Raw genomic sequence first — 3,473 nt, 5'->3', positions numbered from 1 at the left:
TTGGCGAGCCAACAAAAGCAGTGTCTGGAATACAAATACTAATTACAATTTAGAAACAATACATCTAATGATGTTTTCTAAAAAAGCACTCAGAATTCTTATTTTTTGAGTTAGTGGTTTCCCAGACCTGATAATAATTTTCCTTTCTAAATTTAGAATCCTCCCAAAGATCAGTTTGACAATAAGATAGTATAGAGGCATTAGACTTCGTAGTGTACTATCAGTATTAGATTTCAATTAAAAAACAAATACATAAATAACTAATCTATCCAATCATTACGATTGTAAATTTTAAACCATTAATCTATGAAAACAACAACCAAATTCTTAGTACTGCTACTCTGTATTGGCGTTAGTAGTTCGATTTATTCTCAATCCCCAAATATCGTGGTCATTATTGCCGATGATATGGGGTGGTCACAAGTGAGTACGGGGGCAACTAACATTAATAATCCCAGTGATTTTTATGAGACGCCAACTTTAGAAACATTGGCTGCTCAAGGTATTGCATTTCCGCAGGCATATGTAAATGGAGCAAATTGTGCACCAACCAGGGCAGCAATTTTAAGTGGGCAATATGCATCAAGACCCGATAATAATGTATTTGCAGTAAATGGTTTAAATAGAGGAGGAAATTCTACTTTATTAGTAGGCCCTAGTCAAGGACTATCTAACGGAGAAGATGAAATTCCTGCCAGCGCGATTACAATAGCCGAAACCATAAAAGCAAGCGGGTATACAACAGCCCATTTTGGAAAATATCACTCGGGAGGAAGTATGAGCAACGGACCTACCGACCAGGGATTTGATTTTAACTATGGTGGTGGTTCAGATGGTGCTCCAGGAAGTTATTTTGCTTCGCAATCTGGTGGTGTTTGGACTTTTCATAGCAGGATAGGTCCAGAACTAGATCCATATGCAGATCCTTATACACTAAGTGAATCTATGGCACTAGCAGGAGATAACTCTCTAGAAGGAACAGCAAAACATGTAACCGATGCGATGGCAGATGCCGCAATCGATTTTATGAATGCAAATAATACATCTCCGTTTTTTATGCATTTTAGTAATTATGCAATACATGGCCCTTGGGGACAGGCAAATGCAAGGCCCGATTTATATGCCAAATATGTGGCTAAAAATAACACAAACCCCAGCCAGATGGGACATACTAATGTAAGCCAGGCAGCAATTGCCGAAGGAATGGATCAAACCATTAGCAGACTTATCGATTATTTAAAAACAACGGCAGATCCAAGAAATCCTGGTCATATGTTATCAGAAAATACATTGGTATATTTTATTTCTGATAATGGTGGCGCTATCGGAACAGAAGATAATGGTCCTTTACGAGGAATGAAAGGACAACATTATGAAGGTGGAGTAAGATCAATTACTATAGCATGGTCAGAAGGTTTATTAGCAAATACGGGTACAATTAATAATACTCCTATTGTTGCTTTCGATCTGTACCCAACACTTGTAGAAGCCGCAGGAGGAACATTACCCGCAGGATATGATATCGATGGTGTAAGCCAATGGTCTATGCTAACCGGTACGAATCCTAACCTAAATAGAGATGCAATCTACTGGCATTTTCCCGGATACCTGATTGATTCTAAACGTGATCAAAGACCTGTATCTATTATACGTAAAGGAGATTATAAGTTGATTCATAATTATGAAACAGCTTCTTATGAAATGTATAACCTAATAACCGATATTGGCGAAGCTACTAACTTACTATCAGGAAGCCCTGATAATGCAACCTTAACTATTGCAAATGATCTAAGTACCGATCTTCGTAACTATCTGATTAATATATCTGCTCCTTTGCCTACCTATAGAAGTAGTGGACTTACGGTTCCTTTACCAGAAATTATCCAAATCAACCCACCAGTTGTTAGTTGTGTTGAGCCAGATACGTATTTGGCACTTTGGAATTTTGACGTTGGAGTAGATGCAAATGATGCTTCTTCAAATAATAATGATCCTCTTTCGACTATAGGAACGTTAACTTACGATGCTGTAGATTTTAAAGAAGGAGATCGATCTGCTGTATTTGATGGAGCGACCAAAATACAATATAGCCAGAACCCTGGTCCATTTTTGATTGCATCGATGTCGCAAAGAAGTGTTGCTATGTGGATAAAACCAACTGCTCTGTCTGGTATCCAGAATCTTTTTGAAGAAGGAGGAGGGATTAGTGGAGTTGTATTGAGACTAAACGGCTCAAATCTGGAATCTATAGTAAGAAATAGTTCTACTGTTTCTGATAGTCATAGTGTAGCTTTTCCGAATGATGGCGATTGGCACCACGTTGCTGTGGTGTATAATGGCGGAAGTACCAGTCATAGTTTATATATTGATGGTGTTTCTGCTGCTTCAAGTAGTGCAGCACCAAGTTCTGTTCCTACACATATAGGATCCGGAGGAATTGGCGGAGTACAGAAAAAAGATAGTTTTGGAGAAACTACAGATAATTTTTATACCGGAAAAATGGATGCAGTTGTTATTTATGATTTTGCACTTTCTGCAGCGCAGGTGATCACATCTGGATGTCTCCCAGATCCTAACCCATCACAATGTACATATGCGGTTATTAACTCAGAAGATTTCGAATCTGGGTGGGGCGTATGGTCTGATGGTGGATCTGATGCCAGAAGAAGTGCTAGTGATGCAGCATATGCAAATTCTGGAACATACTGTATACGATTACAAGATAACACCTCTACATCGGTGATGACTACTTCTAATTTTGATATGACAAGTTATGAAGAGTTAACGATTAATTTCTCGTATTACTGTAGAAGTATGGATAATAGTAATGAAGATTTCTGGCTTCAGATATCAACAGATGGTGGAGCAAACTTTACTACTGTAGAAGAATGGAATCAGTCTGATGAATTTGTAAATGATCAACGTTATAATGATCAGGTGGTAATCCCGGGACCTTTTACGGCAACGACTCAACTTCGATTTAGAGCCGATGCATCTGGTAATTCTGATTGGGTTTATATAGATGATGTAGTGATTAATGGTTGTAGTACTCCAGCTGCTTCTATGATCAGCACAACAATTGTTAATGATGTATCTACAGAAGCAGAAGTGCAACCAGAGGTACAAGCCGAAGAGCCAGAAGCAATAACAGAAGCAACGATAGCTAAAGAGGATATGTTTTCGATATATCCAAATCCATTTGGAAACCACATATATATCACCTCAAAAGAAAGTAGTGATCAAAATACAGAAGTCGAGATATTTAATAATTTAGGACAATCAATTTTCTTGAAATCATATACAAATCAAGAAAGAATTAAAGTGCCTACTCAAGATTTATCTACGGGACAATATTTTATAAAAATAAGTGTTGGTGATACTATAATTCAAAAACGATTGATCAAGATGTAATGTAAATTATATTATACCATTTGTATTTTGAATTTGCTGGCAAAGAAAATTAAGATTTTTTT

At 37.3% G+C, this 3,473-nt stretch carries 1 protein-coding gene; it reads left to right on the top strand.

The window, feature by feature from the left end:
- Nucleotides 1–306: 306 nt before the first annotated feature.
- On the top strand, nt 307–3,411 hold the full coding sequence (locus Z053_RS0127255) for a sulfatase-like hydrolase/transferase (protein ID WP_025668138.1): 3,105 nt from the start codon (nt 307–309) through the stop codon (nt 3,409–3,411).
- The last annotated feature ends 62 nt before the right edge of the window (nt 3,412–3,473 follow it).

The sequence above is a fragment of the Aquimarina megaterium XH134 genome, assembly GCF_000520975.1.
GTDB lineage: Bacteria > Bacteroidota > Bacteroidia > Flavobacteriales > Flavobacteriaceae > Aquimarina > Aquimarina megaterium.
The sequence above is the reverse complement of the archived record's forward strand: the minus strand, read 5'-3'. Positions and strand labels throughout refer to the sequence as shown.